This window comes from Simplicispira sp. 125, assembly GCF_003096555.1.
Lineage (GTDB): Bacteria > Pseudomonadota > Gammaproteobacteria > Burkholderiales > Burkholderiaceae_C > Simplicispira.
The window spans coordinates 2,221,204-2,245,544 of the sequence record NZ_QEKM01000001.1 but is presented as its reverse complement, the minus strand read 5'-3'; the positions used below and the strand labels follow the sequence as shown (position 1 = coordinate 2,245,544).

Here is a 24,341-nt window from a genome sequence, read left to right as displayed (position 1 = left end):
GAGCGCAGCAATGGCCCGGGTGGATGCCCGATCCCAGGGTTCCCTTCAGGAGACCCCGCTGGACGCAGGTTGCCCGTAGCGAAGCGCAGGGACGCAGCCTGCAGGGGCGCCCTTTCTTTGGTGACTTTTTTCGGCGACGCGAAAGAAAGTTACTCGCACGCCGGGCGACTCCCGGCCTCCGCCCGCTGCAAAGGCATGTCGGTAGCTATAAAAACAATAGCTATTAGCGCTTAATCTATAAGCGTCAGAGCCCAAAAACACTAAAAGCTCAATCCCGCGTGACCCGCAACACTTCCTCGCGGCTGGTGATGCCTTCGCGGATCAGGCGTTCGCCATCGTCTCGCATCAACTGCATGCCATCGGCCTGGGCGGCTGCGCGGATATCGGCCTCGGAGGCCTTGTTGTGGATCTGGGCGCGGATGGCGTCGGTGGTCGTCAGCAACTCGAAAACGCCCGTGCGCCCCGCATAGCCGGTGAGTCCGCAGACCTCGCAGCCTGCGCCCTGGCAGGCCTTGCAGGTCTTGCGCACCAGGCGCTGCGCCAGCACCCCCAGCAGCGAGCTTGACAGCAGGAACGGCTCCACGCCCATGTCGGTCAGGCGCGTGACGGCGCTGGCGGCGTCGTTGGTGTGCAGGGTGGCCAGTACCAGGTGGCCGGTCAGGCTGGCCTGGATGGCGATTTGCGCGGTCTCGAAGTCGCGGATTTCGCCGATCATGATCACATCCGGGTCCTGGCGCAGGATGGCGCGCAGGGCCTTGGCAAAGGTGAGGTCGATCTTGCTGTTGACCTGCGTCTGGCCCACGCCGGGCAGCTCGTACTCGATCGGGTCTTCCACCGTCATGATGTTGTTGCGCATCGCATCCAGCCGGGTGAGCGCGGCGTACAGCGTGGTGGTCTTGCCCGAGCCCGTGGGGCCGGTGACGAGCACGATGCCGTGGGGCTGGCCGATCAGGCCCGTAAAGCGCCGCAGTGTGTCGCCCTGCATGCCCACAGCCTCCAGGCTCAGCTTGGCTTCGCTCTTGTCCAGCAGGCGCAGCACGGCCCGCTCGCCGTGGGCGCTGGGCAGGGTAGAGACGCGCACGTCGATCGCGCGTGTACCCAGGCGCAGGCTGATGCGGCCGTCCTGCGGCAGGCGTTTTTCTGAAATGTCGAGGTCCGCCATGATCTTCAGGCGGCTGATCAGGGCGGCGTGCAGCGCACGGTTGGGCTGCACCACCTCGCGCAGCGTGCCATCAACGCGAAAACGCACGCTCGAATGCCGCTCGTAGGGCTCGATGTGGATGTCGCTCGCGCCGTCGCGTGCGGCCTGCGTGAGCAGGGCGTTGAGCATGCGGATGATGGGGGCATCGTCAGCGGCTTCCAGCAGGTCTTCCACGGCGGGAAGCTCCTGCATCATGCGCGAGAGGTCGGCGTCAGACTCGACCTCGCTCACTACCGTGGCCGCGCTCGATTCGCCCTGCGCATAGGCCGCACTGATGCGCTGGGCGAGCGCGTGCGCATCGAGCGGCTGCAATTGCCGCACGGCGTGCTTGCGCAGCACCTCGCTGAGAGCGGCCGCGTCCGGCGTGGGGCCATGCCAGAGCACGAGCTGCTGGCCGTCGTCCTCCAGCAGCAACTGGGCGCTGCGGGCGAAGGCGTAGGGCAGGGGGTGGCGCATCGGCAGGGTCTCAGTTGGCGTTGGCAGGGAAGACCTGCGCATCGGGCGCCGCTGGGCGCAGGGCGGGTAGCACGGGCGCACCGGAGATGGAGTTCATCACCGCACTGGGGGTGGGCTGCACCACCTGCTGCAGTGCGCGGATGGATTCGTAGCGGTCGAGCATCAGTGCATCGCTGGTGGCCGCATCACGTACCACCACGGGGCGCAGGAACACCATCAGGTTGGTCTTCTTGCGCGAGCGGTTCTCGCTGCGGAACAGGGCGCCCAGCAGCGGAATGTCGCCCATCACCGGCACCTTGTCCTCGGCCTGCGAATAGCTGTCTTCCAGCAGGCCGCCGAGCACGATGATGCTGCCGTCTTCCACCAGTACATTCGACTCGATGGCGCGCTTGCTGGTGGTGGGGCCGTTCACGTCGCTAAGGGTGTTGCCGTCGATCTTGGAGACCTCCTGGTAGATCGCCAGTTTGACGGTGCCGTTCTCGTTGATCTGCGGGCGCACGCGCAGCATCAGGCCGACGTCCTTGCGTTCCACGGTGGTGAAGGGGTTGACCGCGCCGCTGTTGCCGCCTGTGTTCGCATACGAACCGGTGACAAAGGGGACGTTGTTGCCAATGATGATGCGTGCCTCTTCGTTGTCCAGCGTCATCAGGTTGGGGGTGGAAAGCACGTTGGCGTCGCCGCTGTTTTGCAGGAAGTTGGCCAGCGCGCCCAGGTAGTACTGACCGGCTATGCGCGGGGCCAGTGCCAGGTTCAGCCCGCCCCCCAGTTTGCCCACAGCGCTGCCCACGGCCGTGGCGTTGCCCGAGGCCAGCGCTGTGGTCAGGCCCAGGATGTTGGCGCCGGCAGCGCCTGAATTGGTGCCGATGACCCCTACGGTGCCATCGCCTTGCTTGCCCATCACGCTTTGCCACTGGATGCCGAACTCGGTCAGCTTGTTGGCGTTGACCTCGACGATCAGGCTCTCGACCAGCACCTGCGCACGGCGGCCATCGAGCTTGTCGATGACCGTGCGCAGCTGGCGGTATTGCGGCTCGGGTGCGGTGATGATGAGCGAGTTGGTGGTGGGGTCGGCCTGGATCTGCCCGCCGGTGGAGGGCTGGTTGCTGCTGGTGCTGGAGGACGATGCCCCCGCGCCCAGGCCACTGCCTGCGGCCGCGCTGGAACTGCCGCTGGTGGTGCCGCTGCCCATGGCGCTCAGACCGCCCGTGGACGTGCTGCTGGCGGGTGCCACGCTGCTGCCTGCGCTGGCCTGTGCATTGCCCGTGCCGGCCGATAGGGCGGCGCGCAGCGTGGCCGCGAGCTTGGTGGCGTCGGCGTTCTTCAGGTACACCACATGGATGTTGCCGCTGGCGGCGCTGCTGCCGGGTGCGGGCGGCTGGTCGAGTTTTTCTACCAGGGCCCGCACTTGCACCAGGCGGGCCGGGTTGGCGGCGCGCAGGATGAGGGCGTTGCTGTGCGGCTCGGCCAGCAGTGTGGTCTTGAAGGAGGTGTCGGCCTGCCCCGGTGCGGCGGCGGCGGTGGGCGTGGCGCCCGCATCGATCAGGCGCGCCACCAGCGGCGCCAGGTCGGTGGCAATGGCGTGCTTGAGCGGGATGATCTCCACATCGCTGGCATTGGAGACATCCATGGCCGCGATGATTTTGCCCAGGCGCTGCAGGTTGTCGGCATAGTCGGTGATGACCAGCGCATTCGTTCCCGGATTGGCGTTGATGGTGTTGTTCGGGCTGATGAGCGGGCGCAGCACCGGCACCAGGTTGCTGGCGCTTTCGTAGTTGAGCCGGAAAATCTGCGTGACGATCTGCCCGCCCGCAGGGCCTGCGCTGCCCGCCTTGGCCACGCTCACACTGCCACCCTGCAGCTTGGCGTCGGCCTCAGGCACGACCTTGTACAGCCCGGCCGCCTCGACCACCGTAAAGCCTTGCAGGCGCAGCGCTGCCAAAAATTGCTGGAAGGCGGCAGCCGGGAGCACGGCGCGTTCGGTCACCAGGTTGATCTGTCCGCGCACACGCGGGTCCACCACCACATTGCGCCCGGTGATGGTGGCCATGGTGCGTGCCACGGCTTCGATCTCGGCGTTGGCAAAGTTCAGCGTCACGGGCTCGCCGGGGCGCACGCTGGCGGTGCTGGTGTCCAGCGCCGTTTGAGCATAAATTGTGCCGCTGGCGCTTGCCAGCAAAGCGCTTGCAGCTATTGTTGTAATAGCAAAATGCAGGCGGTGCTTGGTCAGGGGTGTCATACGGTATCCAGGGTTAACCGAGCGTAATGAGGGAGCGTGCGCCGTTGCGCCGCCCGATGATGTTGAGCAGGTTGGACAGTGCGCCTTCGCGTTCCGGCACGGCGCTGGCCTCGCCCGTGAAGCGCAGGCGCTGGCCCACCCATTGCCCGCTGCCCGAGAGCTGCAAGGCGCCCTGCAGGGTCTGCAGGCCCAGCGTGGGCGTTGCCCCGCCTTGTAGCGTGAGGCGGTAGCTGCCCATGGGGCGCAGCGTGGACAGGCGGGACGACATGGACAGCGCGTCGAGTTGCGCCTGCCCCTCCAGCACCATCCGCCCGGCGGCCCAGTCCACTTGCAGGCCCCGGGTTTCCAGCGCGAGCTGGCCTTGGGGCTGCAGCGTGTTCCAGGGCGTTCCCAGACCCGCCAGCATGGCCGCAGGCCAATGGCTCTGGCCATCGGCCACCGTGATGCGCGCGCCATTCCAGCCGGCCTGGGCCTGTAGCTGCAAGGGCGCAGGGGTGCAGCAGGCGGCGTCGATGTGCGCACGCAGGCCGCCCCAGGCAGGGCGCAGGCGCCAGCTGATCCGGCCGGGCAAGGTGGCTTGGTCCTGGCTGGCGTGGCCGCCGGTCAGCACCAGTTGGCCCGAACCCGTCCAGACGGTGCCGCGCACCCCGGCCAGCAACACGCGCTGGCCGCTGGCCTGGGCGATGCCGTCGGCAAGCCACTGCGCCGGCGCAAACACCGCCAGCGTGGGCAGTGCGCCCACCAGAATGCCGCCCAGCGCCCATGCCCAGGGCGAGCGTGTGGCACTACCGGTGGGGCGTGCGGGGCGGCGGAGGGTAGGCATCGCGACAGGCAAGGAGTGATCAGGGGGAATCAGCGTGGCGGCAGGGCCAGCACGATGCTGCCATCCCAGCGCACGGGCGGTGTGCCAGTGTTGGCCGTTGTGGCGGTGCGCGATTCTGGCGCCGGGCTGCGCACCAGGCGAACTTCCTGGGGAACGGCCCGTGCATTGCTGCGTGCCTGGGCCAACCAGCCCGCCAGTGCGTCGGCCGGTGTGCCTTTGAGGGTGAGGGTGGCGCGGTCGCCACTTTGCACCAGGCGCGCACTGGCGCCCAAGGCGGCAGACACGGAGGCCTGCAGCGCGCGCTGTGCGTCGTCGGCGTTGGCGCGGGGCTGGGCTTGCAGTTGCAAGGCCTCGGCCTGCAGGGCCTGCATCTGCTGGAGCTGTTTGTCCAGGCTGGCGTGGCGGGCCGGGGCGCTGCGCAAGGTGTGCAGCGCGGGGGCCAGTGCCAGCCACCACAGCAGCGCCACGGCCACCACGGCGCTGGCGGCCAGCAGCAGGCTTTGTTCGCGCGGGGCCAGGGCCTGCCAGCGGGCATGCAGGGCGCTGGCGGATGGGGAGGATGGGGTCATGCTGCGGCTCATGGCGTGGTGTCGGGGCGTACCAGCAGGCTGTCGCCGTCGGCGCGCAGGCTGTAGCCGCTGGCGCGTGCGGTGTTCGCGGCGTCGGTCAGCTCTTGTGGCGTGAGTGTGGTGCCGCGCAGGCGCAGTTCACCGGCGCTGTAGTCGATGGCTGTGGGCTGCTGTGCGGGGGGCAGGGCCAGGGCGGCGGCAGACAGCAGCGGCTCCAGGTCGCGGGCCGAGGTGCTGCCCGCCGCCTGGCGCAGCAGGGCCAGTTCGCGCTCCATTTGTACCGGGGCATCGACCACGACCTTGACCTGCGGGAAGGTCTGCGTCAGCGCATTGCGCACGCCTGCCTGCTTGGCGGCCAGTGATTTTTGCTCCTGCCAGGCCCAAGCGTTAAGGCCCGCCAGGTGCGCCACGGCCAGCAGCGCGGCGCCCCAGCGTGCGGCGCGCCATTGCGGTGCCCGCAGCAGGGCGCCAGCCAGGCCGCCCGCCTTGCGCAGTGCGCGGGTGCGGCCGCTGCTGGCCAGGTCAAACTGGGCCAGGTCCCAGGGGGTGCGCGCAGCGCGCAATGCGTTGTCGCTGTCGGTATACAACTGCACCGGGCGGCCCAGCACCTGCTCGGCCAGTGTGGCCACGGCGGGGGCGGCCAGCACGGGGGGCGGCTCTTGCGTGGTGTCGGTGCCGACCAGGGCCATGGCGGCGCTCGAGAGCGGCAGGACGGTCACGCCCAGGGCCGTGCCGTGGCCCGTCAGGGCCAGCCAGGCGTCCTCGGGGGTGCCCAGTGCGTACAGCTCGCACTGGCCGCTGGCGGTGGGGCCAGGAGTGAATTCGGGCACGACGCGCGCCACGGGGCGGCCTGCGGCTTCCAGCTCTTGCAGCGCGCTGCGCAGCCAGGCGCGGTCGCAAATGGCCACCCAGGCGGGGGCGCCGGGCTTGGCGCCGGGCTCCAGGGCAAAGTGCAGTTGCGCGGGGTCATCGAGCAGGCGTTCTTCCAGCAGGCCGTCGAGCACAGCGCGCAGGCGCGGGGCCTGCAGGCCAATGCCGGGCGGCAGGGACACGCGCTGCCAGGACAGGGCCTGCGCAGGCACCACGGCCACGACCTCGCTGGCGCGGCCCATGGCGGGCAGCAGGCTGGCGCGTGCATTGGCGTGGCGGCTGGCGCTGTGGCCGTCAGGACTCAGCGTGTAGCGGTATTCGGTGGCGGTGCCGGAGCGCGCCAGGGGCAGGGTAAGGATGAGGGTGCTCATGGGCGGTTTTCGCGGGCCATTGTAGGGTTCGAGCGCAGGGCTGCGCCGCGTTCGCGCCAGACGGTCGTGACCTCCAGGCCCAGGCGGCGCACCATGGAACGTTCCTGCACCGTCACGTCGTCCAGGCGCAAGCGGCCATGCACCTCGAAATACGAGGACGACACCGCATGGTCGTTGCTGCTGACCCGGGTGACTTGCCCCAGCAGGGCGTTCACGTCCTCCAGCGTTTTGAAATGCTGCATCTCCCGTACGGCCACGATTTTGTTGGCGCCCGCCATGTCCAGGCCCTCGATGCTGGCAAGCAGCACCTCGACCCCGGCGGTGTTCAGGTTCACCTGTCTGCGCTCGGGCAGCAGCGCGGCATGCGGGGCCAGCACGGCCACCGTGGCGGGCGAGACTCCCAGCCAGGTCAGCTGGCCCAGGGTTTGCGGCATCAGGGGCGCCTGGCTGCCGCTTTCGGCGGGTGCCTGGGCGGCGCGCAGCCCTTGCACCAGGGTGGCCAGCTCGGACGCGGGCAGGCCCAACTGGTTGAACAGACGGCCAAACTGGGCCAGTGCCGATTCATTCACCGTACCGCCCTGGACCAGGTTGGTCAGGTTCAGGCGTGACTGCAGGTCGATGATCTGGCCGGACAGAAAAGCGTCCCGGGTGTCGGTGCTGGCGTCGGTTTGCTGGGCCACGTTGCGGTCGGCGGCCAAAAAGGTGGACAGGCGGGCTTCTTCCAGCGGCACCGCCCAGGGTTCGGCCAGGTGGTCGGCGCCCCCGGCGCGGCCATCCTCGATGAGGATCAGGCGCGACCAGTCGAGCGCGCCCAGCAAAATCCAGGCCGATTGCACGCGCGCGCGTTCGGCGGTCTCCACCTCGATGGAGCGCCACTGCTGCCACAGGGCAGCGGCGGCAAAGGTGGCGACCAGCGTCACGGTCAGCATGGCTGCCAGCAGGGCCGCGCCGCGTTGTCTGGTGCTCATGTCTTGCCGCCTCCCTTGAGGGGGCTGACCCAGTCGCGTGTGATCTGCCCGGCCAGCCCCTGGCCGGGGGGCAGGTCGAGCTGCAGGCGCACGCCATCGGGAATCAGCACACTGGCCGTGGCGGCATCGGCGGCCGGTGGGCCGCTGCTGGACATGGGGTTGGTCCAGGCGTCGCTGCGGAAATAGAAAACTTTCCAGTCGGCCAGCGGCAGCAGGGCGACTTCGGCGCGCCGGTCGGCTTCGCCCGGGTTACGCGCCCACTGGGCGGCCTGTTGCCAGGCCTGCTCCCAGGCGCCGCGCGTGCGCAGCGGCGGCGACTGCCAGCGCAACCACTGGCTGGTGCCGCCCACGTCGCGGCGGGCCCAGGCCACCACCAGGGCGCCCTCGTCGGGCATCGCAGTGCTGCGCCGGGTGATGCGCAGCACCTGGCCGTCCCAGTCGAGCGGCGTGGTGTGCGGCAAGGGCAGCAGCGCGTCCAGGTCGGTGCCCCACTGCGTGAGCGCGGCCTGCAACACCAGCAACTGGTCGCTGCGCTGGCGGGTTTGTTCTTGTGCGCGCACCATGCCATCTATGCCGCGCCAGCTGAGCAGGGCCATCAGCGCCAGGATGGCCAGGGCCACCAGCAATTCGACCAGCGTGAACCCCCGTGCCGGGCGGGATGGATGGACGGGTGGGAATGCCATGGTCAGCGGCGCCCGACGATGGTAGACAGGCGCAGCACCGGGTACGTGCCATCGAGCACCTGCGCATCCACGCGCCGGAAGCTCGGGTTGGGGGTGGGGCGCACGACGAGGCTCACATCAAAACGGCGCCCGGCCTGCTCGCAGGACTGCAGGTCGTCGCCAATGGCGGGCATTTGCCGCGACAGGCGTATTTTGACGAGTTCGTTCTCGGCGCACAGGTGTGCCAGCAGTACATCGGACTGGCGCTGCGCGTTGCGCGTAAGGGCCGAGGTGGCCTGTGTGCCGGCCGTGAGCGCAATGGCCACGATGCCCAGCGCCACCAGCACCTCCACCAGCGTGAATCCGCCTTGCTGGCTGCCGGATGTCATTGCGGCGGCTCCACGGCAAAGGGGCGCAGGCCATCGGTGCCCACGCGCAAGGTGTGTTCGGGGTGGTCCTGCCGAGACAGCACCACCTGCTGGCGCCCGATCAGCGGCTCAGGCCCCAGGGCCAGATGGGACGGGCCTCGCACCAGCGTGGCAGGGTCAAGCCACTGGCTGGGCAGTTTTTCGGGCGGAAGTCCTTCAAAACGGAAGCCGCCCGGGGCCGTGCGCCAGTACACCGGCATGCCGCTGGCGCGGGACTGGGCGCGCCCGGCCTCCAGCAGCACGGCCAGCCGTTCGGCCTCGCGTTCGAGTTGCGTTTGCCCGCTGTCGCGCATCGCCAGCCCGACACCGGCCGTGCCCAGCGCCATGATGCTGACAACCACCAGCAGTTCAAGAAGAGTGAACCCCCTCTGGGCTGCTGCGCGGCTTCCCCCAAGAGTGCCAATGCCAATGCCGGTGGCCTGGCCAAGCCCGTTCCAATGCACCCCTGGCCTGGGGTGCGTTGGCTTAGGGCGGTTACTGCCAGCTGCCAATGTCGGCATCCTTGCCTTCGCCACCCGACTGGCCGTCGGCCCCGAACGACATCACATCAATCTCGCCTTTCACGCCGGGGCTCAGGTACTGGTAGGGGCGGCCCCAGGGGTCGTTGGGCAGCTTCTCGAGGTAGGGCTTCCAGTTCAGCGGCTGTGGGCCGGTCGTGGGCTTGGCAATCAACGCCTGCAGGCCCTGCTCAGAGGTGGGGTAGCGCTGGTTGTCCAGGCGGTAGAGCTTGAGCGCCTGCATGAGGTTGGTCACATCGGTGCGCGCGGCCGTGGTGCGGGCGTCGTCGGCGCGATCGAGCACGTTGGGCACGATCAGCGCGGCCAGCACGCCGATGATGACCAGCACCACCATCAGCTCAATCAGGGTGAAGCCCCGGGCCAGGCGTTGGCGTGCGTGGCAGGCGGAAAAAACGGGGTGGATCATGTTCATAGGCAATCGGTTGGGTGCAACGGGCCATCCCGTGCAGCGAGTGAATGATAATCGTGTGATGGTGACCAATTCACACAGTCTCTGGGGCGTGCGCCTGACCACCCTGGCCATATGGGCCCTGGCGGCCGCCAGCGCGGCCTATTGGGGCCTGCGCCTGTCGGCCGGTGCCCCTGGTTTGGCTGCGCCTGCCGTGCCATTGGCCGCAGCAGCGCCCGACGTGCAGGCCATGGCCCGATTGCTGGGAGCCGTGGCGGCCCCCGCGCCTGTGGCCGCCGCATCCAGCCGCTTTACGCTGGTGGGCGTGCTGGCAGGGCGCAACAGTGGCGGCGGCGCTGCGCTGATCGCCGTGGACGGCAAACCGGCAAAGCCCTACCGCGTGGGCGCCGCGATCGATACGGGCCTGGTTCTGCAGTCGCTGGGGCCACGCCAGGCACATTTGGGCGCCTCGGCCGCAGGTCCGGCCTCGCTCACGCTGGAAATGCCGCTGCGCAAATAGCGCGCTCGCCCCTCGGGGGTGTTTCCATGGCAGCACAGCTGGGTGCGTGCCACTCAGTAACTCCGCCCGCCCTTGTACATCGCATGCTGGCGCCGCTGCAAGGTGGCCACTTCGCCCAGGCGCGCCATGGCCGCGCCTGCGTGCGCGTGCGTGATGGCCATGCCTAGTGCGTCGGCGGCGTCGGTTCCGGGCAGGCCGGGCAGTTGGAGCAGGCGGCGCACCATTTCCTGCACCTGGCTTTTGGCGGCGCGGCCGTGGCCGACCACGGCTTTCTTCATCTGCAGTGCGGTGTATTCGGCCACGGGCAGGTCGCGTGCCACCAGGGCTGTAATGCAGGCGCCGCGCGCCTGGCCCAGCAACAGGGTGGATTGGGGGTTGACGTTGACGAACACGATCTCCACCGTGGCCACGTCGGGCTCGTAGCGGGCTGCTACTTCGCCAATGCCGTCGAACAGCACTTTCAGACGAGCGGGCAGGTCGCCCAGCGCGAGTTGGGTGGTGCGGATGGTGCCGCTGGCGACATAGCTGAGCTTGTGGCCGTCCACGTCCACCACGCCAAAACCGGTGGTCTGCAGGCCGGGGTCGATGCCAAGGATTCTCATGTACTATTGAAATGATAGCTGTTTGCGCTTGATTTATAAGCGTTAGAGGCAGTTTTTGCTTATAAACCGAAATACCAGCGTACTGAATGGAAAAACACCGGTGCAGCAAAGCACAGTGCGTCCACGCGGTCGAGCAGGCCACCAGCGCCCGTGACGGACTGGCCCTGCATGCCCCAGTTGGTGATGCCGCGATCGCGCTTGAGGGCCTTCATCACCAGGTGCCCCAGGCTGCCCGCCACGCAGGCCAGCAGGGCCATGCCCAGCGCCTGCCCCGGCTTGAAGGGTGTGATGAACGACAGCAGACCGCCCAACACCCCACCCACGCCCACACCGGCCAGCCAGCTGGCCCACTGAAAGCTCTGGCTGACCTGCGGTGCCACGGGCCGGTGGGGCAGGCGGCGGCCCACCAGGTGCTGCACCACCATGCAGGTCTGCACGACCAGCACCAGGAAGAAGACCAGGAAAGCACCCTTGCCCTCGTATTGCGGAAAGTCCAGCAGCAGCAGCGCCGGCACATGGCTCATGCCATAGACGCAGACCATGATGCCCCACTGCAGCTTGGCGCTGCGCTCCAGAAAGCGCTCGGGGTCGTTGGCCAGCGCGCTCACCACGGGCAGTGCCAGGAACACATAAACCGGGATGAACACCGTGAACAGATCGAAGGACCGTGATCCCACAATGATGAACTGCAGCGGCAGCACGACGAAAAAGGCCAGCACCAGGCTGCGGTGATCGCCGCGCCTTGTGGGTGAGAGCGTGATGAACTCGCGCAGTGTCAGGAACGAAACCAGGGCGAACAGCACCGTGGCCATGGTGTCGCCCAGTGCCCAGCTCACCCAGAAAACCGTGGCCATGGCCCAGGAGGTCTGCAGCAGAGCGCGCAGCTGCCGCGCTGCCACCTTGTGTGCCTGGCCTTCGGGGCCGTCGTGGTGCGCTTCGCGCAGGCCGCGCAGAATGGCCCAGAGCGTGATGAGCGTGAGCACGCCAAAGACCACCAGAAACAGCGCTCCGATCTGCTCGGTCGTGGAGAGGCTGCGCAGGAAGTTGTTCATTTACACCTCCCGCAACGCCATCACAGCGTGGCGTGCCCGGTCCAGGAAGGGGCGGCGCGCTTCGCCATCGGCCAGCGCGACGGGCGCGCCAAAGGTCACCGAGCACAGAATGGGCACCGGTACCACCTCGCCCTTGGGGATGACGCGCTGCACGTTGTTGATCCACGCGGGCACCAGCACCACCTGCGGAAACATCTGGGCCAGCCGGAACAGGCCCGATTTGAAGGGTTGCGGGTCGTCGCCATGGCCGCGCGTGCCTTCGGGGAAAATGATGATCGAGTCGCCACTCTCGAGCGCCCGCACCAGCGGCGCCAGCGGGTCGTTATCGGGCAGGGCGGCGCGCAGCGCCTCGGGGCTGGGCGCGGGTTCGGGCGTTGGCGGGGCAGGGTCTGGCCCACCCGCCGTGCCGTCGGCGGTGTCGTGGGCAGGTGCTGCAGGGGCAGGCGGTGGGGTGGCGGCCTGGCGCTCGACGTAGATGGCGTTGAACACAGCGGTGGTGATCCATTGCCGGAACGGTGTTTTGGTCCAGTAATCCCGCGCGGCAATCGGCCGGGTGATGCTGCGCAGCTCTTCGGGCAGGGCGGCCCAGATCAGCACCAGGTCGGCGTGGCTCTGGTGGTTGGCGAAGTAGATGCGCTGCTCCGCCTTGGGCGGGCAGCCATACCAGCGCGCCTGCGACCCGGTGAGCAGACGCACCAGGCCCAGCAGGAAGAAACCCATCAACTTGGCAAGCATGGGCCATGATACGGTGCTGTAGAGGGGGTAAGACGGGGCGAGAGCCGGTGTACGGAGTTTTTGCGCATTCCCCAAGTGCACAGAGTAAGCTATAAGCGTTGTAGCAACATTGCGTTTGTGGAAAAGCGGCCGAGAGTTTTTGCCGTCAAGAATTCCAGGCAGCGGTCCACGCTGCAGCAATGCAATCACAGCCATGGCACCTGCTTGAAGGGAGGCGATCGACTATGGATTTTGTCGGTATGGCGCTGAGCGAGTCTGATGGCAGCATCCTGCTTCACGTGCAGCCTGCACAAGGGCGGGGCGATATCGATGCTGCGGCGCTGCACGATTGGCTGGTGCGCGAGGGTTATGGCGACTGCCTGCTGCACCACGAGGCGTTGGAGCGTGCCGCCCAGGACGCCAAGAGCGCGCCTGCTCCCTTCTCGCTACCCGTTGCAAAGCGCTGTAACGCCCTCGTGCGCATCCATGTTGCCACGGATGCCATGTCTGCCAGTCTGGATATAACACCCGCACAAGGCGGGGTGTCGGCCACGGTCCAGGACGTGCACCAGGGCCTCATTCTTGCAGGGGTAGTGGCTGAAGTCGACGCGCAGGCCATCGCCCAGGCGGTCGCCGCCGGAGCCTGCGAAGCCGTGGTCGTGGCGCGCGGTGTGCCGGCGCAGGATGGGCACGATGCGGAGTTTGAGGAGCTGATTCCTGCGGCGCCCGACCGAACGCCCAGGGTGGATGAGAACGGTTTCATTGACTACCGCGAGCATGGGGAAATCGTCATGGTGCATACCGGCGCCTTGCTGATGCGCCGCCGACCGGCCACGCTGGGTGTTGCGGGCGTTACCGTGCGCGGCGAGCCCCTGTTGGCCCAACCCGGACTGGACGAGCCCTTCGCTGCGCAGCTGACGGGTGCCAAGGTGTCCGACGAAGACCCCAACCTGCTCCAGGCCAGCCAGACCGGCCACCCCGTTCGGGTGCGCGGCGGCGTGATGATCGAGCCTGTCCTGCGTCTTGCAGAGGTCAATATGGAGACTGGCAACATCCATTACGACGGAACGGTGCAGGTCGATGGCGACATCGGCCAAGGCATGCAAGTGCACGCAAGCGGTGATGTCATTGTCGGCGGCATGGTGGACGGCGGTATTGTCCAGGCCGGTGGTGCCATCAAGGTCACGGGCGGCGTCATTGCCCACGCCAGGCTGCGCGCCGCAGGCGCCATCAGCGCGCGCTTTGCCGAGGCTGCGCAGTTGTATGCCGGCACCTCCATCGACATTGGCGACACCGTAATGGAGTGTGAACTGCAATCGCTCAACCAGATCATGATTGGTGCCAGTGCACCGCAACGCGGGCGGCTGATCGGTGGCCGCGCCACCGCCATGATGCTGATCCAGGTGCCGTTGCTGGGTTCATCCAGCGCAGGTGTGACCAGGCTGGTGCTTGGCGCCAACCCTGAACTCGAAGCCCGCTACCTTGCCTTGCAGCAGCAGATGGAAAAAGAATTGGCGGCGCAGGACAGCTTGCTCAAATTGATCGCCCATCTGACTGCCGCAGGCGACCCTAAGGACATGCTCGGGCGCGCACAGGCTTCGTTGAAAAATGCGCAGAACGTGCATGCCCAGTCCCAGTTGGCGGTGGAAGACCTCGAGCAGCAACTGGCAAAGACACGCCATGCGGCGGTCAACGTTGGTATGGCAGTGGCTGGCGCCGTGGACATCGCCTTTGGTCGCGTGCAGGCGCGCCTGCGCCGTGAGTACCGGACGGGCAGCTTTCGGCTCGATAGCGAGGGCGTTGTCGTATTTACCGACCGCAGTGGCTACGCAGTGCCTGCGGTGTAGCGGTGGCGTATCCTTGCCCGGACAGATGGTGCTGTGGACGTATGGCGAGTGCAGACCGCAAGCAATGCGCCAGGTGCGATCCTGGTGAAGGCCCATGGATGGTGTGCAACAGGCCCATGGAGCGTGCGTGAGTCAGCAGGCTGCAGTCCATCAGGCATTCCATCGACGTTGCCTTCCAAAAGAACTTTGAAGCCTATGGATGGGGTGTAAATGGCTACCAGTGAGATAGCAAAAAGCCCGTAGGTGTTGTTGCCTACGGGCTTTTTGCGTATGAGGCGGGCGCCTCAGGACAGGGCCGAGCCCTGCCCGGTGGGCATTACATGCCCATGCCGCCCATGCCGCCCATGCCACCCATATCAGGCATGCCGCCGCCAGCGCCGGCTTCATCCTTCGGCGATTCGGCGACCATGCACTCGGTCGTCAGCATCAGCGAGGAGACAGAAGCAGCGTTCTGCAGCGCAGTGCGCGTGACCTTGGTGGGGTCCAGAATGCCCATTTCGATCATGTCGCCATAGGTGTCGTTGGCGGCGTTGAAGCCGTAGTTGCCCTTGCCACCCAGAATGGCGTTGACCACCACCGATGGCTCGCCACCGGCGTTGGCCACGATTTCGCGCAGGGGCGCTTCGATGGCCTTGAGCACCAGCTTGATACCGGCGTCCTGGTCAGCGTTGTCACCCTTGATCTCGCCAGCCGCTTGGCGTGCGCGCAGCAGGGCCACGCCACCGCCGGCCACGATGCCTTCTTCCACGGCAGCGCGGGTTGCGTGCAGGGCGTCTTCCACGCGCGCCTTCTTTTCCTTCATCTCGACTTCGGTGGCAGCGCCGACCTTGATCACGGCCACACCGCCGGCCAGCTTGGCCACGCGCTCTTGCAGCTTTTCGCGGTCGTAGTCGGAGGTGGCTTCTTCGATCTGCACACGCACTTGCTTGACGCGCGCTTCGATGTCAGCGGCCTGGCCTTCACCGTCGATGATGATGGTGTTTTCCTTGCCCACTTCAATGCGCTTGGCCGAACCCAGGTCGGCCAGGGTCACTTTTTCCAGCGTCAGGCCGACTTCTTCAGCGATGACCTTGCCGCCCGTCAGGATGGCGATGTCTTCCAGCATGGCCTTGCGGCGGTCGCCAAAGCCAGGGGCCTTGACAGCGACGACCTTCAGGATGCCGCGGATAGTGTTGACCACCAGCGTGGCCAGGGCTTCGCCTTCGATATCTTCTGCAATGATCAACAGAGGACGGCCGGCCTTGGCGACTTGCTCCAGCGTGGGCAGCAGGTCGCGGATGTTGCTGATCTTCTTGTCGAACAGCAGCACGAAGGGGTTGTCCAGAATCGCGGATTGCTTGTCGGGGTTGTTGATGAAGTAGGGCGAGAGGTAGCCGCGGTCGAACTGCATGCCTTCGACGACTTCGAGTTCGGATTCCAGCGATTTGCCGTCTTCGACGGTGATCACGCCTTCTTTGCCGACCTTGTCCATCGCATCGGCAATGATCTTGCCAATGGTTTCGTCCGAGTTGGCCGAAATGGAGCCGACCTGGGCGATTTCCTTGGAGGTGGTGGTGGCCTTGGAGGCTTTCTTCAGCTCAGCGACCAGGGCTGTGACAGCCTTGTCGATGCCGCGCTTCAGATCCATCGGGTTCATGCCGGCGGCCACGTACTTCATGCCTTCGCGCACGATGGCCTGGGCCAGCACGGTGGCGGTGGTGGTGCCGTCACCAGCGATGTCGGAGGTCTTGGAAGCGACTTCCTTGACCATCTGCGCGCCCATGTTCTGCAGCTTGTCCTTGAGCTCGATCTCCTTGGCGACGGACACACCGTCCTTGGTCACGGTGGGGGCGCCGAACGAGCGCTCGAGCACCACGTTGCGGCCTTTAGGGCCCAGGGTGGTCTTGACGGCGTTGGCCAGAATGTTTACACCTTCGACCATGCGTGCGCGGGCTTCGCCGCCGAAAACTACGTCTTTTGCTGCCATTTTGGAGCTCCTGAATATGGGTTAAATACGGTTCCAGCGCCCGTCTGTCAAGCGCTGTAAGCTATCAATAAAGTAGCTTGCGAATTACTTCTCAACGACGGCAAAAAGGTCGTCTTCCTTCATGACCAGCAGCTCGTCGCCATCGACCTTGACGGTCTGGCCGCTGTACTTGCCAAACAGAACGCGGTCACCGACCTTGACGCTCATGGCGATGCGCTCGCCGTCTTCGTCGTGCTTGCCCGGGCCCACGGCCAGCACTTCACCCTGGTCGGGCTTCTCGGCGGCGTTGTCGGGGATGAAGATGCCGGAGGCGGTCTTGGTTTCGCTTTCGATGCGCTTGACGATCACACGGTCGTTCAGGGGGCGAAGTTTCATTGCATATCTCCTGGATTCAAAAAACACTTGCGATGCAAAGCGCCTGATAGGCAGGCGCTCAGTAATTTCAGCTCGATATGGGGTGCTGCTAGCACTCACGTCGGGCGAGTGCTAATGATAAGGGCATTTGGCGGCGTTTCAAGAGGAGGGCCTTTGCCACCATGGCAAAAGCCACCATTTCTGGTGGCCGATGCGGTGGCGCGGCGCACCAGGGTACGGGGCCCAAGCGGGGGGAAGTCGCGTCTAGCTTTGAGCCTCGGCAGGCGCCAGCAGGCCCAGAAAGCTGTCGAGGATATGAAAATGGTCCTCGAAGTATTCGTCTTCCAGCCCCGCAAGTGCGTCGATGGCCACCCATTCGGCCTGTGCGGCGTCGTCATCGGCAAGCACGTGCGGTGGTGGTCGATCGCCCAGGTCGAAGTAGTGCGCATGGGTGATGGTGCGCCCGCGTTGGCTGCGCGCCGGATGGTCGAAAACGCGTACCGCCTGGAACGCCTGCGCCAGCGCATCCGGTGGCAGGTCGCAATGGGTTTCCTCCGCCAGTTCGCGCAGGCAGCTTTGCCACAGGGTTTCGTTGGATTCAATAAACCCACCGGGCAGTGCCAGCAGGCCGCGCCCTGGTGCATGGGCGCGCCGGATCAGCAGCACCTGGTTGCGGCAGCGCAGCAGTGCATCGACGGTGACAAAAACAGGCGGATAGGGCGCTGCAGACCACGCTTGGCGGGCCGCCTGCAGTGCGTGCCACTCGCCCTGCAGTGCGCTGTAGGCGGGGTGCAGGGCAAATTGGCGCAGAAAATCGAGACTGGAATCGGGCAACTCGTCCTGTATCTGGGCCAAGGCTGCTTGGGCGTGGCCCGGTGCGGCCGAAAAATAGGCGGCGCGCAAGGGCGTGGCATCGGTGTCGGTCTGCCGAGCCAGGGCGCGCAACTCCCAATGGGGAAAGCTGCGCAAATAACCGCTGGTGGCATCCTTGAAGTGCCCGATCAGGCAGATTTTGGTCCGCTCCGGCGATGATTCGCCCTGCTGCACAAGGCAATCGTGCACGCTCGCCTGCACTGCGTGCGCCCACCGGGCTTCGTCGAAGTAGTCGCGTATCGGAAGCATGTGCACCCGTGCCTGGTCGGACTCGGGTAGCGCACCGTGCAGCAAGGCGGCACGTTCTTGCCAGGTGAAAGGGTTGCGCGGCGAACGCGCGGCATGGGCAGAGCCCAGCACGACAATGACCTGGCGCGCTGCGGCAAGTGCATCGCGCAGCAGTGCCAGGTGGCCGTTGTGTACGGGCTGGAAGCGCCCAATGAGGATGGCGGTGTCGTACATGCTTTGAAAAAATGAACTGCTGGCGCTGGTGTATGCAGCGCAGGTGTTGATTTTCAGTCAAATGGGTCGAACACGCCTACCAGGAAGCCACGGCGTGTGGTGGGCATACGGCCCGATAGACCACAGGGGATAAATCTGGCGCAAACGCACACTTTGTGCCGGGCTTGTCGCTGTGGGCCAGATCAGCGCGCACGGCGCAGTCAAAACAAATAAAAGAGATCCATGTCTTTGTGGCTTAAATTCAATCTGGTGCTGCCGGGGGTGCCGCCATGGTCATGGCCGTGCGGGCGCAACCGCGTGGTGCAGGCGCAGGAGACCGTCTGAATCAGCGCCCAGTCCTGCTCAGGCAGGGCTGGGCTTTTTTCGTTTACCTCAGCGCCTTGCGGGCAGCCCCAACGCCCAGCACTGCCAGGATGACGAACAGCACGGCAATTGCCAGGAAGATGAAGAACAGGATCTTGGCAATACCGGCCGCGCCGGCTGCGATGCCGGTAAAACCGAGCGCGCCGGCGATCAGCGAGACGATGGCGAAGATGATGGCGTACTTGAGCATGTCGTTCCCCTTGAAGGACCCCGCGCGCTGGATGGCGCGGCTTGTCTGCAAAGGTAGCGGGGCGACCCGTCGTACGCCGTAGGAAGGGGGGCGAAGCGTTTGTAGGACGAACCGGGCATGTAGGCCCGGTCCATCCTGGTGCCGTAGTTGACGTCCCGCGACACTGCGCTTGGGTGCGGCGCGCCCTACAGCCCGGCTGCTCGCAGCGCTGGGGCTTTGTGGCTTCAGCCCGGCCCTGCGGGCCTTCACTTCGCTGCGCGAAATGAGCCTGCGCCGCAAGGCTGCCGAACCCGCTGCGCGGGTTGCCGGGCTTACAGCCCAGCCGCTGCACGCAGCGCGGCAGCCTTGTCCGTTCTCTCCCAGGTGAACTCGGGTTCGTCGCGGCCGAAGTGGCCGTAAGCGGCGGTCTTTTCGTAGATGGGGCGCAGCAGATCCAGCATCTGGATGATGCCCTTGGGGCGCAGGTCGAACTGCGCGGCCACCAGCTTGGCGATCTCGGAGTCGGGGATCACGCCCGTGCCCTCGGTGTAGACCGTGATGTTCATCGGGTGTGCCACGCCGATGGCGTAGGCCACCTGGATCTGGCACTGGCGCGCCAGCCCAGCGGCCACGACGTTCTTGGCCACGTAGCGTGCGGCGTAGGCTGCGCTGCGGTCTACCTTGGTCGGGTCTTTGCCGCTGAAGGCGCCGCCGCCGTGCGGGCAGGCACCACCGTAGGTATCGACAATGATCTTGCGGCCCGTGAGGCCGCAGTCACCCTGCGGACCACCGACGACGAAACGGCCTGTGGGATTGATCAGGTACTTGGTGTCCTGCAGCCACTCTTTGGGCAGCACGGGCTTGATGATTTCCTCGATCACGGCCTCGATGAAGCTGGCCTTCATCTTCGTTTGCGTCTCGCTCTGGTCGGGGCTGTGCTGCGTCGAGAGCACCACGGTGTCGATGCTGTGGGGCTTGCCGTCCACATAGCGCATGGTCACTTGGCTTTTGGCATCGGGGCGCAGGAAGGGCAGGCGTCCGTCCTTGCGCACCTGGGCCTGGCGCTCCATCAAGCGATGGGCGTAATAGATGGGTGCGGGCATCAGGTCTGGCGTTTCGTCGCAGGCGTAGCCAAACATCAGGCCCTGGTCACCGGCACCGGTGTTGAGGTGGTCGTCTGACGCATGGTCCACGCCCTGGGCGATATCGTTGCTCTGCTTGTCGTAGGCGACGAGCACGGCGCACCCTTTGTAATCGATGCCGTAGTCGGTGTTGTCGTAGCCGATACGTTTGATGGTGTCGCGCGCCACCTGGATGTAGTCCACATGCGCGTTGGTGGTGATCTCGCCGGCCAGCACGACCAGGCCCGTGTTGGTCAAGGTTTCGGCTGCAACGCGGGAGAGAGGGTCCTGTGTGAAGATCGCGTCAAGGATCGCATCGGAGATCTGGTCCGCCACCTTGTCAGGGTGGCCTTCCGAGACAGATTCGGATGTGAAAAGAAAGTCGTTCGCCATTTGAATAAACTCCTGTGTTCCGGCATCGTTGGGCGTTGCCCGAAGCCTTGGGAGCTCTGGCGAACGCTTTAGCAGATTTATTTAGTGTCGCCCTGCAAGTTGCTCATTTAACTCAGCGACCCCGTCATTTTAATGCCTTTTGTATTCCGGTTTTTTTCCTTGCTGCCTTTGTGGCTGCTGCACGCCCTGGGTGCGCTCATGGGGTGGACGGCGTTTCTGGCCTCGGCCACGTACCGGCGGCGGTTTCTGCACAACGCCGCGCTGGCAGGCTACGGCTTCACGCAAGTGCGCGCTGCGGTAGCCCATGCCGGGCGCATGGCGGCCGAGTTGCCACGGCTGTGGCTGGGGGCCGCGCCGCCTTGTCGCATCGTGGGCGCCGAGCATCTGCTGCAAGCCCATGCGGCAGGGCGGGGCATTGTGTTTCTCACCCCACACTTGGGGTGTTTTGAGATGTCGGCCCAGGCCGTGGCCCAGCGCTGGGGCGCTGCGCACGGCCCCATCACCGTGCTGTACCGCCCGGCGCGCCAGCCTTGGCTGGCCCGGGTGATGGAGACCGCGCGCAACCGCCCGGGCATGCAGGCCGTACCCACCACGTTGGCGGGTGTGCGCCAGATGATCAAGGCGCTGCGCCGGGGTGAGGCCGTGGGTCTGCTGCCCGACCAGGTGCCGCCCGAGGGGCAGGGCCTGTGGGCGCCATTCTTTGGGCGTGACGCCTATACCATGACCCTGGCCGTGCGCCTGGCCCAGCAGACCGGGGCCACCGTGCTGCTGGCGCGCTGCGAGCGCCAGCCCTGGGGGCGGGGTTTTTTGCTGGTGATCGAGCCGCTGCCTGCGGTGCTCGATGATTCTCTGGAGGCCGCTGTGCTGCAAATCAACCGCGCCATGGAGCACATCATTCGCCAGTGCCCGGACCAGTACCTGTGGGGCTATGCCCGCTACAAGCAGCCGCGCGCCGAGGCATCCGCCGGAGGTGCTGCATGAGCGGCCGCCTTGGGGTGTGGTTCATGGGCATGCTGGCGTATCTGCCGCTGCCGGTATTGCGCGCCATCGGCTGGCTGATCGGGCAGGTGCTGTACGTGCTGGCGGCGCCGCGCCGCCGTGTGGCACTGCGCAATCTGGAATTGTGCTTTCCGCAGGCCACGCTGGCGCAGCGCAAGGCCTGGGCGCGCGAGACTTTCGTGGTGTTTTGCCAGACCTGGCTGGACCGCAGCTGGCTGTGGTCTGCGCCGCGCGATGTGGTGCTGCAGCGCGTGAAGCTGCAGGGCGCTGTGCACGAGCTGGAAGGCGATGCGCCCACCATCATCTTTGCGCCGCATTTCTACGGCATGGATGCGGGGGGGCTGGCCTTGCCCCTGCGCACCCAGCGCGCGTTCACGTCCATTTTCTCGACGCACCCCAATCCCGCGGTGGATGCTTGGTTCATGGCGGGGCGCCAGCGCTTTGGAGATGTGCGCATGCTCAACCGCGCCGACGGGGTGAAGCCCATCATTTCCAGCCTGCGCAAAGGCGGGCTGCTGTATCTGTTGTCTGACATGGATTTTGGTCCGGGCGAGTCGATCTTCGTGCCGTTCTACGGCGTGCCCACGGCCACGGTGCCTTCGCTGTCACGCTTTGCCCGGCTGGGCCGCGCCAAGGTACTGGGCATGTACACGCGCCTGACGCCCACGGGCTATGTGGCCGAGCTGTCTCCCGCCTGGGAGCATTTCCCCACCGACGATGCAGAGGCCGACACAGCGCGCATGAACCGTGAGTTGCAGGGTTACATCGACACCATGCCGGGCCAGTACTACTGGGTACACAAGCGTTTCAAGACCCGGCCCGAGGGTGAGCCAGGTGTTTACTGAGTGCCTCTGAGACGCCTGTGGCCAGGGTTTGGAAGGGTGGATTTATGCCCAATTGGCTCGCAGCCCTTATGCAGAGAGCGCAAGCAGCTATTCTTTTGATTGCAAAAAATCCGCGAGCCTTTGGCGCACCAGTTCGGGCTGTTCATGCACCAGCCAGTGCGAGGCTCCGGCGATCTGTTGGAGTTGCAATTGCGGCACCCAGCCTGGCAGGCCGTCCAGCAGGCCGGGCAGCAGCGCCGGGTCGTCCATGCCCCAGAGCACCAGCGTAGGCATCGCCACTGTCAGCATGGACGCAGGCATGCTGACAGTGGCGGCCCCGGCGTCGCCCTCGCGGGGCGGGCGCAGCGGGCTGGCGCGGTAATAGTTGCAGGCGCCCGTCAATCCTTGCTGCCACAGTGCACGGTACTGCGCCCGCACGGCGTCGGTCAGCCAGGCGGGCGCGCGGCCGTCGGGGGCATTGAAGAAAGCGAACAGGCGACGGAAGTCGTCCTCGGCCAATAACGCCTCGGCATCGGGGCGGCACAGGAAATGCATGTACTGGCTGGCCGCCTGCTGGGCGGGGCTGTGCTGCAACTCGCGCAAAAAGGCGCCGGGGTGCGGTGAATTCACAATGGCCAGGCGGCGCAGGCGTTGCGGCCACTGGTTGGCCAGGTTCCAGGCGACGGCGCCGCCCCAGTCGTGCGCCACCAGGCATTCAAGGGGCGCTCCGTCGGCGCATTCCACCGCGATCAGCGCTGCCAGGTCCTGCACCAGGTATTTGGCGCGGTAGGCCTCGGCTTCTGGTGGGCTGCTGGAGCGCCCAAAGCCCCGCATGTAAGGCGCTATGCAGCGGTAGCCGCCGTGGGCAGGTTGCGAAAAGTGCGCCAGCAGGTCGTCCCAGATGAAGGCGCCTTCTGGAAAGCCATGCAGAAACATGAGCACCGGGCGGCCCCGCTCACCGCTCACATGGCAGTGCAGGGTCGTGCCGTGGGGCAGGGGAATGTCGATACGGGTGATCATTTTGCTATTTAAAAGAGAGCTTTCTGCGCTTTATTTATAAGCGCTAGAGGCCATTTTTACTGAAAATGAAACCGCTGCCGCCCTGCACCGGGTGTCAGCCTTGGGGCGCTGCCGGGGTGACTGGCTCGGCGGCTCCATCCGGGTGGGCCCACTGCCACAGGAGTTGTGCGGTCTCGTCCACGCCCTGTTTCTTGAGCGCAGAGAACATCTTCACCTCGCCCCCGCCGGCCTGCAGTCGCCCAATCGACAGCGCCTTGGTCTGCTCGGCGCGGGTCAGCTTGTCGGCCTTGGTGAGCAGTACCAGAAACTTCAGGCCTTCCTCGACGCGCGGGCGCACGACTTCGAGCAGAGCCTCGTCCAGTTCGGTCAGGCCCAGGCGCGGATCGCACAGCAGCACGATGCCCGTCAGGCTGGTGCGGCTGACCAGGTAGTTCACCATCACCTGCTGCCAACGCTTCTTGTCGGTGCGCGACACCGCTGCATAGCCGTAGCCGGGCAGGTCGGCCAGTACTGCGTCGGTGATGCCCTGGCGGCCCAGTGAAAACAGATTGATGTGCTGCGTGCGCCCCGGTTTCTTGGAGGCAAAGGCCAACTGCTTTTGCTGAGCCAGGGTGTTAATGCACGAGGACTTTCCCGCGTTGGAGCGCCCGACGAAGGCGATCTCCGGCACATCCACGGGCGGCAACTGGTGCAGTTGCGCGGCGGTGGTGAGGAAGCGCGCCGTGTGCATCCAGCCCATGGCGGTCCGGGCATCGGGTGCGGGCGAAACAGGGCCAGCAGTTGGCGCAGGAACAGAGAGTGTCATGGATCAATTGGATGCGGTGGAGCCTCATTGTAGAATCGCGTGGTTTAGCGCCACCACAACGAAGTCCCTCGATATGAAGTTGCTCGCCTCCTTGCTCATGGCTGCCGTGCTGGCAGCTCCCGCTCTTCCTGCTTTTGCTGCGGACGCCGCCCCGGTACCCGCCAAGCCCGACCTTGCGAAGGGCGAAGCCAGTTATTCCACCGTTTGCGTGGCTTGCCACGCGGCCGACGGCAATTCGAGCATTGCTGAAAATCCCAAGCTGGCGCAACAGCACCCCGCCTATTTGGTCAAGCAGCTGGAAGAATTCAAATCGGGCAAGCGCGCCAGCGCCATCATGCAAGGCTTTGCCTCCATGCTGTCGGACGAGGACATGAAGAACGTGGCTGCCTGGCTGGCTTCCAAGCCCGCTGCCGAGAATGCTGCCAAGGACAAAAACCTGGTGGTGATGGGCGAGCGCATCTACCGCGGCGGTATCCCAGATCGCCAGATCGCCGCCTGCGCTGCCTGCCACAGCCCCAATGGCGCTGGTATTCCCGCGCAGTACCCCCGTCTTTCGGGCCAGCACGCGGTCTACACCGAGGCCCAGCTCAAGGCTTTCCGTGACGGCGTGCGCAACAACAATATCCACATGACCGGTGTGGCCGCCAAGCTGAACGACCGCGAAATCGCTGCAGTATCGGACTACATCGCCGGGCTGCGTTGATCGCTGCGCGCTGTCCGGGGCGGTTTTGCCGCCACTGTACGGAACCAATCGCGCACGACTAACC

At 65.9% G+C, this 24,341-nt stretch carries 25 protein-coding genes; 5 read left to right on the top strand and 20 right to left on the bottom strand.

What is annotated here, in order from left to right; all coding sequences use genetic code 11:
- Positions 1–268 precede the first annotated feature (268 nt).
- From gspE to gspG, 10 genes are all read right to left on the bottom strand, one after another.
- Positions 269–1,657: a type II secretion system ATPase GspE gene (gene gspE, locus C8D04_RS10565; RefSeq protein WP_116004808.1), complete on the bottom strand. Its 1,389-nt coding sequence runs from the start codon at positions 1,655–1,657 to the stop codon at positions 269–271.
- Between the two features lie 10 nt (positions 1,658–1,667).
- Positions 1,668–3,893 carry a type II secretion system secretin GspD gene (gspD, locus tag C8D04_RS10560; protein ID WP_116004807.1) on the bottom strand — a complete coding sequence of 742 codons (2,226 nt, stop codon included), beginning with the start codon at positions 3,891–3,893 and terminating at the stop codon, positions 1,668–1,670.
- A 13-nt stretch (positions 3,894–3,906) separates the two neighbouring features.
- Positions 3,907–4,716 (bottom strand): type II secretion system protein N, encoded by an 810-nt coding sequence (gspN, locus tag C8D04_RS10555; protein ID WP_116004806.1) that lies wholly within the window; start codon positions 4,714–4,716, stop codon positions 3,907–3,909.
- 29 nt (positions 4,717–4,745) lie between these two features.
- Positions 4,746–5,285 (bottom strand): type II secretion system protein GspM, encoded by a 540-nt coding sequence (gspM, locus tag C8D04_RS10550; RefSeq protein WP_116006137.1) that lies wholly within the window; start codon positions 5,283–5,285, stop codon positions 4,746–4,748.
- Positions 5,286–5,293: 8 nt separating this feature from the next.
- The gene (gspL, locus tag C8D04_RS10545) at positions 5,294–6,526 is read right to left on the bottom strand and encodes a type II secretion system protein GspL (protein ID WP_116004805.1); all 1,233 of its coding nucleotides are present in this window, start codon (positions 6,524–6,526) and stop codon (positions 5,294–5,296) included.
- Entirely contained in the window at positions 6,523–7,494 is a 972-nt protein-coding gene (gene gspK, locus C8D04_RS10540) for a type II secretion system minor pseudopilin GspK (RefSeq protein WP_116004804.1), read from the bottom strand. Before gspK ends, gspL begins: the two co-directional genes overlap by 4 nt.
- Positions 7,491–8,177 carry a prepilin-type N-terminal cleavage/methylation domain-containing protein gene (locus C8D04_RS10535; protein ID WP_116004803.1) on the bottom strand — a complete coding sequence of 229 codons (687 nt, stop codon included), beginning with the start codon at positions 8,175–8,177 and terminating at the stop codon, positions 7,491–7,493. Before C8D04_RS10535 ends, gspK begins: the two co-directional genes overlap by 4 nt.
- 2 nt (positions 8,178–8,179) lie before the next feature.
- The gene (gspI, locus tag C8D04_RS10530) at positions 8,180–8,545 is read right to left on the bottom strand and encodes a type II secretion system minor pseudopilin GspI (protein ID WP_116004802.1); all 366 of its coding nucleotides are present in this window, start codon (positions 8,543–8,545) and stop codon (positions 8,180–8,182) included.
- Positions 8,542–8,988 carry a prepilin-type N-terminal cleavage/methylation domain-containing protein gene (locus tag C8D04_RS10525; protein WP_255415526.1) on the bottom strand — a complete coding sequence of 149 codons (447 nt, stop codon included), beginning with the start codon at positions 8,986–8,988 and terminating at the stop codon, positions 8,542–8,544. The genes gspI and C8D04_RS10525 overlap by 4 nt, the downstream gene beginning before the upstream one ends.
- Positions 8,989–9,058: 70 nt before the next feature.
- Positions 9,059–9,508, bottom strand: coding sequence for a type II secretion system major pseudopilin GspG (gene gspG / locus C8D04_RS10520; RefSeq protein ID WP_199563053.1), 450 nt, complete (start codon positions 9,506–9,508; stop codon positions 9,059–9,061).
- Between the two features lie 64 nt (positions 9,509–9,572).
- On the opposite strand from gspG, the gene C8D04_RS10515 reads away from it, so the two are divergent.
- Positions 9,573–10,010 (top strand): type II secretion system protein N, encoded by a 438-nt coding sequence (locus C8D04_RS10515; RefSeq protein ID WP_116004799.1) that lies wholly within the window; start codon positions 9,573–9,575, stop codon positions 10,008–10,010.
- A 53-nt stretch (positions 10,011–10,063) separates the two neighbouring features.
- On the opposite strand, the gene ruvC is transcribed toward C8D04_RS10515, so the two are convergent.
- From ruvC to C8D04_RS10500, 3 genes are read right to left on the bottom strand one after another with little or no spacing between them, the layout of a single operon-like run.
- Positions 10,064–10,612, bottom strand: coding sequence for a crossover junction endodeoxyribonuclease RuvC (ruvC, locus tag C8D04_RS10510; protein WP_116004798.1), 549 nt, complete (start codon positions 10,610–10,612; stop codon positions 10,064–10,066).
- Between the two features lie 59 nt (positions 10,613–10,671).
- On the bottom strand, positions 10,672–11,664 hold the full coding sequence (locus C8D04_RS10505) for a phosphatidate cytidylyltransferase (protein ID WP_116004797.1): 993 nt from the start codon (positions 11,662–11,664) through the stop codon (positions 10,672–10,674).
- On the bottom strand, positions 11,665–12,399 hold the full coding sequence (locus C8D04_RS10500) for a lysophospholipid acyltransferase family protein (protein ID WP_116004796.1): 735 nt from the start codon (positions 12,397–12,399) through the stop codon (positions 11,665–11,667).
- A gap of 224 nt (positions 12,400–12,623) precedes the next feature.
- On the opposite strand from C8D04_RS10500, the gene C8D04_RS10495 reads away from it, so the two are divergent.
- Positions 12,624–14,225 (top strand): FapA family protein, encoded by a 1,602-nt coding sequence (locus C8D04_RS10495; RefSeq protein WP_158550305.1) that lies wholly within the window; start codon positions 12,624–12,626, stop codon positions 14,223–14,225.
- A gap of 316 nt (positions 14,226–14,541) precedes the next feature.
- On the opposite strand, the gene groL is transcribed toward C8D04_RS10495, so the two are convergent.
- The 5 genes from groL to metK form a co-directional block, all read right to left on the bottom strand.
- Entirely contained in the window at positions 14,542–16,191 is a 1,650-nt protein-coding gene (gene groL / locus C8D04_RS10490; RefSeq protein WP_116004794.1) for a chaperonin GroEL, read from the bottom strand.
- An 84-nt stretch (positions 16,192–16,275) separates the two neighbouring features.
- A complete protein-coding gene (gene groES / locus C8D04_RS10485; protein WP_116004793.1) occupies positions 16,276–16,566 on the bottom strand; it encodes a co-chaperone GroES in 291 nt (96 codons plus the stop codon).
- 243 nt (positions 16,567–16,809) lie between these two features.
- Positions 16,810–17,880, bottom strand: a complete 1,071-nt coding sequence (locus C8D04_RS10480; protein ID WP_116004792.1) for an NUDIX domain-containing protein — start codon at positions 17,878–17,880, stop codon at positions 16,810–16,812.
- A 367-nt stretch (positions 17,881–18,247) separates the two neighbouring features.
- A complete protein-coding gene (locus C8D04_RS10475) occupies positions 18,248–18,433 on the bottom strand; it encodes a DUF1328 domain-containing protein (protein WP_116006136.1) in 186 nt (61 codons plus the stop codon).
- A gap of 311 nt (positions 18,434–18,744) precedes the next feature.
- Entirely contained in the window at positions 18,745–19,926 is a 1,182-nt protein-coding gene (metK, locus tag C8D04_RS10470; RefSeq protein ID WP_116004791.1) for a methionine adenosyltransferase, read from the bottom strand.
- 132 nt (positions 19,927–20,058) lie between these two features.
- On the opposite strand from metK, the gene C8D04_RS10465 reads away from it, so the two are divergent.
- Together C8D04_RS10465 and C8D04_RS10460 are read left to right on the top strand one after the other, a co-directional pair.
- Entirely contained in the window at positions 20,059–20,907 is an 849-nt protein-coding gene (locus C8D04_RS10465; RefSeq protein WP_116004790.1) for a lysophospholipid acyltransferase family protein, read from the top strand.
- A complete protein-coding gene (locus C8D04_RS10460; protein WP_116004789.1) occupies positions 20,904–21,770 on the top strand; it encodes a lipid A biosynthesis acyltransferase in 867 nt (288 codons plus the stop codon). Before C8D04_RS10465 ends, C8D04_RS10460 begins: the two co-directional genes overlap by 4 nt.
- Positions 21,771–21,857: 87 nt before the next feature.
- Here C8D04_RS10460 and C8D04_RS10455 read toward each other — a convergent pair whose 3' ends face one another.
- Complete coding sequence (locus tag C8D04_RS10455) at positions 21,858–22,769, bottom strand: alpha/beta hydrolase (protein ID WP_116004788.1); 912 nt, start codon at positions 22,767–22,769, stop codon at positions 21,858–21,860.
- A gap of 94 nt (positions 22,770–22,863) precedes the next feature.
- Complete coding sequence (gene yihA, locus C8D04_RS10450) at positions 22,864–23,574, bottom strand: ribosome biogenesis GTP-binding protein YihA/YsxC (protein WP_116004787.1); 711 nt, start codon at positions 23,572–23,574, stop codon at positions 22,864–22,866.
- Positions 23,575–23,647: 73 nt separating this feature from the next.
- On the opposite strand from yihA, the gene C8D04_RS10445 reads away from it, so the two are divergent.
- The gene (locus C8D04_RS10445; RefSeq protein ID WP_116004786.1) at positions 23,648–24,277 is read left to right on the top strand and encodes a c-type cytochrome; all 630 of its coding nucleotides are present in this window, start codon (positions 23,648–23,650) and stop codon (positions 24,275–24,277) included.
- Positions 24,278–24,341 lie beyond the last annotated feature (64 nt).

What these genes read in the sequence shown, in the direction of transcription:
- gspE (WP_116004808.1), bottom strand. Translation starts at nt 1,657, where the DNA reads ATGCGCCACCCCCTGCCCTACGCCTTCGCCCGCAGCGCCCAGTTGCTG.
- gspD (WP_116004807.1), bottom strand. Translation starts at nt 3,893, where the DNA reads ATGACACCCCTGACCAAGCACCGCCTGCATTTTGCTATTACAACAATA.
- gspN (WP_116004806.1), bottom strand. Translation starts at nt 4,716, where the DNA reads ATGCCTACCCTCCGCCGCCCCGCACGCCCCACCGGTAGTGCCACACGC.
- gspM (WP_116006137.1), bottom strand. Translation starts at nt 5,285, where the DNA reads ATGACCCCATCCTCCCCATCCGCCAGCGCCCTGCATGCCCGCTGGCAG.
- gspL (WP_116004805.1), bottom strand. Translation starts at nt 6,526, where the DNA reads ATGAGCACCCTCATCCTTACCCTGCCCCTGGCGCGCTCCGGCACCGCC.
- gspK (WP_116004804.1), bottom strand. Translation starts at nt 7,494, where the DNA reads ATGAGCACCAGACAACGCGGCGCGGCCCTGCTGGCAGCCATGCTGACC.
- C8D04_RS10535 (WP_116004803.1), bottom strand. Translation starts at nt 8,177, where the DNA reads ATGGCATTCCCACCCGTCCATCCATCCCGCCCGGCACGGGGGTTCACG.
- gspI (WP_116004802.1), bottom strand. Translation starts at nt 8,545, where the DNA reads ATGACATCCGGCAGCCAGCAAGGCGGATTCACGCTGGTGGAGGTGCTG.
- gspG (WP_199563053.1), bottom strand. Translation starts at nt 9,508, where the DNA reads ATGATCCACCCCGTTTTTTCCGCCTGCCACGCACGCCAACGCCTGGCC.
- C8D04_RS10515 (WP_116004799.1), top strand. Translation starts at nt 9,573, where the DNA reads ATGGTGACCAATTCACACAGTCTCTGGGGCGTGCGCCTGACCACCCTG.
- ruvC (WP_116004798.1), bottom strand. Translation starts at nt 10,612, where the DNA reads ATGAGAATCCTTGGCATCGACCCCGGCCTGCAGACCACCGGTTTTGGC.
- C8D04_RS10505 (WP_116004797.1), bottom strand. Translation starts at nt 11,664, where the DNA reads ATGAACAACTTCCTGCGCAGCCTCTCCACGACCGAGCAGATCGGAGCG.
- C8D04_RS10500 (WP_116004796.1), bottom strand. Translation starts at nt 12,399, where the DNA reads ATGCTTGCCAAGTTGATGGGTTTCTTCCTGCTGGGCCTGGTGCGTCTG.
- C8D04_RS10495 (WP_158550305.1), top strand. Translation starts at nt 12,624, where the DNA reads ATGGATTTTGTCGGTATGGCGCTGAGCGAGTCTGATGGCAGCATCCTG.
- groL (WP_116004794.1), bottom strand. Translation starts at nt 16,191, where the DNA reads ATGGCAGCAAAAGACGTAGTTTTCGGCGGCGAAGCCCGCGCACGCATG.
- groES (WP_116004793.1), bottom strand. Translation starts at nt 16,566, where the DNA reads ATGAAACTTCGCCCCCTGAACGACCGTGTGATCGTCAAGCGCATCGAA.
- C8D04_RS10480 (WP_116004792.1), bottom strand. Translation starts at nt 17,880, where the DNA reads ATGTACGACACCGCCATCCTCATTGGGCGCTTCCAGCCCGTACACAAC.
- C8D04_RS10475 (WP_116006136.1), bottom strand. Translation starts at nt 18,433, where the DNA reads ATGCTCAAGTACGCCATCATCTTCGCCATCGTCTCGCTGATCGCCGGC.
- metK (WP_116004791.1), bottom strand. Translation starts at nt 19,926, where the DNA reads ATGGCGAACGACTTTCTTTTCACATCCGAATCTGTCTCGGAAGGCCAC.
- C8D04_RS10465 (WP_116004790.1), top strand. Translation starts at nt 20,059, where the DNA reads ATGCCTTTTGTATTCCGGTTTTTTTCCTTGCTGCCTTTGTGGCTGCTG.
- C8D04_RS10460 (WP_116004789.1), top strand. Translation starts at nt 20,904, where the DNA reads ATGAGCGGCCGCCTTGGGGTGTGGTTCATGGGCATGCTGGCGTATCTG.
- C8D04_RS10455 (WP_116004788.1), bottom strand. Translation starts at nt 22,769, where the DNA reads ATGATCACCCGTATCGACATTCCCCTGCCCCACGGCACGACCCTGCAC.
- yihA (WP_116004787.1), bottom strand. Translation starts at nt 23,574, where the DNA reads ATGACACTCTCTGTTCCTGCGCCAACTGCTGGCCCTGTTTCGCCCGCA.
- C8D04_RS10445 (WP_116004786.1), top strand. Translation starts at nt 23,648, where the DNA reads ATGAAGTTGCTCGCCTCCTTGCTCATGGCTGCCGTGCTGGCAGCTCCC.